The organism is Pseudomonas sp. SJZ074 (assembly GCF_007828215.1).
Lineage (GTDB): Bacteria > Pseudomonadota > Gammaproteobacteria > Pseudomonadales > Pseudomonadaceae > Aquipseudomonas.
Map to the genome: position 1 here is coordinate 1 of NZ_VIUE01000059.1, position 5,251 is coordinate 5,251.

Sequence of the window (5,251 nt, forward strand, 5' to 3'; positions counted from 1 at the left end):
CTCTCGAAAAACTTTGGAGAGACTTGAGCACGCGTTGCGAGCAGAGGTACATCAAGAGGCGCAGGCATTGGAATAGATTTGTGGGGATCCCTCAGGGTCTGCCCGCCGTTTCCCCGATCTATTTAGGATCAAGCACTAGTTCCATATGAAGAAATCAATCTACCTGCTACTACACCTTCCACCGAAGAACCAGCTGCCAGTTCAGACAGCTCATCCATTGAAATAAAATTTAAACTTAAATACTCATAAAAACCTGTTTTAAGACCAGTTGACCTTATAGCAATAACACCAAATTCCTCATAGGCGCTTTCAAAAGCAACCCAATCACATGCGTCATTACATAAGACAATTGGATAACCAACTACTCCATTAAAAAAATTTTCGGATTTTTTGCTCAACCAAGAGACATCCCTATCGACATCGCTTCCATCAAAAACAAAGCAGGACTCTGTTAAAGGTTCCCCCCCCGAAAATTTTACAAAAACATACGAATTAAAACTAGAAACACTCTCCGAGATTAACCCTGCAAAAATATCAGAAAAACAAAGTAACGGCCTCTCAAAAAACCAATACGAAAAATCTCTACCAACAAATACATTCATTGGCAGGTCTTTATCAAAGCTAATAAACCCTGACAGCTTATCAAGAAAACAAGATAACTCTACCCGTTCAAGCCTTAAAATAGTCATCATTACACCCCTGAAAACCTAATTTTCACAACTGGCCTTTTCAGGCCGTCTATAGTCAATGACGCTGAAGGTTGGCCAGTGGAGGTCGACGAGGGATAGAAGCGGTATGTCTTTTCGCCATTTGTTAACACAGTGACTGAGCCATCCTGAGAGATTGTCTTCTTATAGCCACTGGACTCCAGAGTTTTTATGGCGTTCCCCTGAGTAATGTTGGCCTCAATTTGTCCTGCACTATTTCGAGTAGCCTTCGGCAGAAATTCAATTGCGGTTACTTCTGCGCCAACCGCAGCAAGTCGCCTAGCCAACAAAGCCCTTAATACCGCAGGTGCGCCCGTAAGCGCAAGCGCGGCATCCAAGTCCCAGGTGACGCTCTCGATACCACCACTGACTACCGTTGAAACCCTTTTTACCAGATCATTGAACTCATCCGCGCTGCTGGAAACCCCAGCAATCTCTCTCAGGTAAATGGTGGCGTTTTCCTCACCGAATTGAGCCTTCCAAGCCTCAGGAACTGTACCTGTATCGGTCCGACTCCACAGAGACGCGGTATTGAACAAGGTGGAGTCAACAAACTGAGTCGTCGTCGACTGGAATGCATGCACCTCAGCACCATTGGCGACAATCTTGCGTCCATCGCTCCATGTGAGAGCGATGTCCTGGGCCGCCAGATTCTTGATGCTTTCTGTTGCCTTTAGTAGGTCTTGCGCAAGGGCCTCACCTTCAGGATTTCCAGGCGGAAAACTGTTCAGAAGTGTTTGCAACCGTGCGTTTTCGGCTGCGTCCACTTGTCCATTGGCAGCAAGAAGTAGCAGGTCCCCCCAAGACATATCGGATTTAGGCTTGCCTAAACGCTCCTCCAGAGCCTTGGCCTCTTCGACTAGCGCTTTTTTCTCTGCCGCATGTAATAGCCGGTTATACGAAGTCGCACTCCCAGCCACCCAAGATCCCGTCTGCAGACTATTTCCATCACCTCCCTGCGCGGCGGCCGAAAGCACACCAATCAACTGGGAGTTCATCACCAGCAGCTTATTCTTCTGCTCCTTGGTCATCTTGGTGTACTGCTGGGCCAAGGTATCGACCAGCAATTCGTTAACACCCGCAGCTAAAGCACCAGTCTTGAAATCACCGCCAGCCGCCTCAGCAGCCAGACCACCCATCACCGCGTGCAAACCAACCTTGGCAAGGCCGCCTTCCTTCAGGTTGTACTTCTCGCCGATATCCCCTACCAGGTTGAAACCCGCCGCAGCAAAGGTATTCGCCAGACTGCTACGCAGGGCATCGTCAAACTGGCTGTTCCCACCAAGCGCCCGGTCCAGCAAGGTTGACGTACCGTTCTGCAGCAATTGGTTGGCGCCAAAGCGGCCAATGCCTTCCAAACTCGACAGACCACCGTCAGCCACCACCTTGCCAGCGTTCGGCAAGGCGCCTTCCACCGTGGTGGTGGTATTGGTCATCTTGTCGAACAAACTCGAGGTCAGTCCCGCCGTAACCCCGGACACCACATAACCACGCAGTGCATCCGTAGAGGTCACATCCTTGAACACCGCCCCCAGATCGCCACCGTTATTGATGAAGCTGATGGTGGCGTTGCTCGCAGCACCGGTTGCGACGGCTGTGAGCGCCACGTTGGCCCAACCGGCGGCCGCAGTTGTAGTGGCCACTGTGCCACCGACTACTGTCGATCCGGCCACTGTTCCGGCTGCCATCGCGGTGCCTGAACCAGCGGTGGCTCCGGCCATGCTGCCAATCAATCCGCTGGCCGCACCTGCGGTGAAGTAGACCACAAGGATCGCAACGATCATTTGTACAGCCGGTCCCATGCCGGAGTGGCTGTACTTGTAGGAGTCATGGACTTCCTTGACCTGACGCCAATCCACATCGCCGCGCTTCTCAACCTCCGCCAACCACGCCAGTTGCGGATCCGCGTCGACCATGGCCTTGATTGATTGGTGGACACTCTCTTGGTTGACTTGCTTGAGATCGATGTTCAACCCATCGACAGCTTTGATCGTAATCGCACCCGCCGCGACCATCTGGGTCTGACGCAGGGTTTCGTCGGTGTTGCCCTTGCCCGACATCGAACTCCAGGCCATGCTGCTGTCGCTTTTTGCGTGGTCCTCCTTGTGCAGGTCCTTCAAGCCTTCGAAGGTGATGGCCCCACCACTGTCCAGCGTGATGTCCTTGCCACTCTCCAGCTTCGCTACCTGGTAACGCTGATCGTCGCCGCTCTTGAGGGTCAGCCCCCCCCCAGTCGTGATCTCACTCCCAATGTGCTTCACATCAGTCACTTCATCACGCTGCGTCTTCTTGCTCCCCCAACTCCCTTTCTTCTTCTCGTCGAACAACGAATAATCGCTGTTCTGCGCGGCCAGCAACTGAAGCTTCTCCCCCGCCGCCAGATAGGCCTCGTCGCCCGCCGTGATCCGGCTGGAAACCATCGTCAGGTTCTTCTTGGCGTTCAGGTCAATACCGCCACCCGCGTTGATCTCGGACTTGACCTGACTGACATGATCTTCCTGCACCGTCAGTTTTTTGCTCTTGTACAAAAAGTGTTGTTCATCCGCCGCCGAGCTGATGGTGATGTTCTCGGTCGCGGCCATGTCGATGTCGCGCTTGGCGTCGATCTGGCTGGCGATGACGTTGATGTTGTTATCGGCCTTCGCCGACAGGTCTCGTCCGGCGGTGACGCTCGCGCTGTATTGAGTGGTCGTGCTGTTGTTTCGGTTCGTGCCATGTAGCTCGTTGTCGATGGTCTGCGCAGCGACGAGGTTGACATCGCTTCCGGCATTAAGGAGCAGGTCGCGTCCGCTTTGCAGAGCGCCACCTATATTGTTGATGTCCCGTCCCGCCGAGAAGCTCAGGTCGTTGGCGGCTTCGATACGAGCCGCGCTGTCGATGAAGCTGGTGCGCTCACTACGGAAGCCGCTTGTACTTTGATGGGTAGTAACCGTGCGTTCGTTGACCACATCTCCCAGAATCGCCGTTGCAGAGACGTCACGCCCAGTGATAATGCCGCCCGCTCTGTTGATCACATTGGTACCGGCCAGTAGATCGAGACGATCAGCGGACTGCATGAGGCCGCTATTGGCCAGAGTCTCGCCCGCTGCTGCCGACAGGTTATTGCTGGCTTTCAAAGTGCCTACGTTGTTCAGATCCTTACCCGCAATCAGGCTGACATCGCGTCCCTGGATCAACGCGCCGTTGGCCGCGAGGCGGCTGTTGGCGTTGGCCAGGTACAGCACCGGTACCAGGACCTGCTCGCCGTTGACCTCGGCGTTTTCCATCCAGACGATGTCATGGGTCAGGGCCGCGACTTGTTCGGAGGAGAGGCTCACGCCCAGCGACAGGCCGAGTTCCTGTTTGCTGGCGATGGCGTTGTTCATCAGGTACTTGAACATGTCCTCGTTGGAGGTCTGGCCGTCGATGAAACGCTGGCCGGTGCGGGCGACCACGGCTTGCTGGATCAGGGTCTGCTCATAGAGGCCGTCGCCCAGGCGCTTGGCGCTCTGGTCCGGGTCGTAGCCGAGGTTTTGGAGCAGGTAGTCCGAACTCATGAACTGCTTGAGGTCGGTGAGCACCGGATTGGTTTCGATCAGGTATTTGTGCGGGTTGGCCGCCACGGTGCTGGTAGGCAGACCCTGGACGCGGTTGAGCGTGAAGTCGGCGCTACGGCCGGGCAAGGTCCCTGCCACGGTAGCGCTGGTGTCGAAGGTGCTCGCCTGGCCAGTGGGCGGTGTCTGCTGACTCTGGGCCGGAGTCAGGCTTACGGTGCCCAGGGTCCAGCTTTGTGGACCGCTGCTGGCCGGAGCGCTGCCATCCTGTCCGCTCAGGCGGAACAAGCCATTTTGGCCGGTGGGCAGGCTGAAACCGGGCAAGGCGACCGGGTTGACCTGCTGTTGCGACAGGTTGGGGGGCAGTTGCTGGTTGAGGGTGATGCGGGTCGAGTATTGGCTGCCTGCCGCCGCCGTGCTGGTGCGTGGGCCGCTACCAATGTAGCTGTAGCCCGGGCGTACGACGCTGTTGTCGATGTTGTTCTGGGTCGAGATGTTGACCGCGCCACCGGCCTGGATTACGGCCGCATAGCTTTGGTCGCCGCCGGCGAGTTGGGTGGTCTTGCCCAGGTTCAGCTCGGCTTCCGTCATGCCGATGAAACTGGCGATACCCGCTTCAAGGCCACTGAGGTTATTGACGTTATAGCCAGCGCTTTCATACCAGTACTTATTGGTGAAGTTGCTGGCCGCGGTGTACCAGGCACCGGCACCGCTCACTCGTTCGGAACGGAATACTCGGGTGGTTTGTGTCTCGCCGGTTTCGACGCCGCTGTTGGTCAGGTTGGCCAGTGACGCGGTCAGGTTGCCGCCACTGGCAATGGTGCTGCTCTGGTTCAGCAGATCGCCGCCACGCAGGGTCAGGTTGCCACCCGCTGTAATACTAGAAGCCGCGCTGGCTGCGGTGACTTCGGTTTTTTCGCGTTGCAGCAACTCCCAGACATGGTTCTGCTTGCCGCTGCAATCCCCGGCGTTATAGCCCTCGATACAAGCGATTTCGTAGATTTTGGCGGT

The 5,251-nt window shown here is 55.7% G+C and carries 2 protein-coding genes; both read right to left on the reverse strand.

Translation table 11 applies throughout. The annotated features are described in order from the left end of the window. Positions 1–128: 128 nt before the first annotated feature. Positions 129–692: a hypothetical protein gene (locus tag FBX99_RS28690; protein WP_256664145.1), complete on the reverse strand. Its 564-nt coding sequence runs from the start codon at positions 690–692 to the stop codon at positions 129–131. Beyond that, positions 692–5,170: a DUF637 domain-containing protein gene (locus FBX99_RS28695; RefSeq protein WP_371923905.1), complete on the reverse strand. Its 4,479-nt coding sequence runs from the start codon at positions 5,168–5,170 to the stop codon at positions 692–694. The genes FBX99_RS28690 and FBX99_RS28695 overlap by 1 nt, the downstream gene beginning before the upstream one ends. Positions 5,171–5,251 lie beyond the last annotated feature (81 nt).

Excerpts from the sequence above, each read along its gene's own strand:
- FBX99_RS28690 (WP_256664145.1), bottom strand. The coding sequence starts at position 692 with ATGATGACTATTTTAAGGCTTGAACGGGTAGAGTTATCTTGTTTTCTT.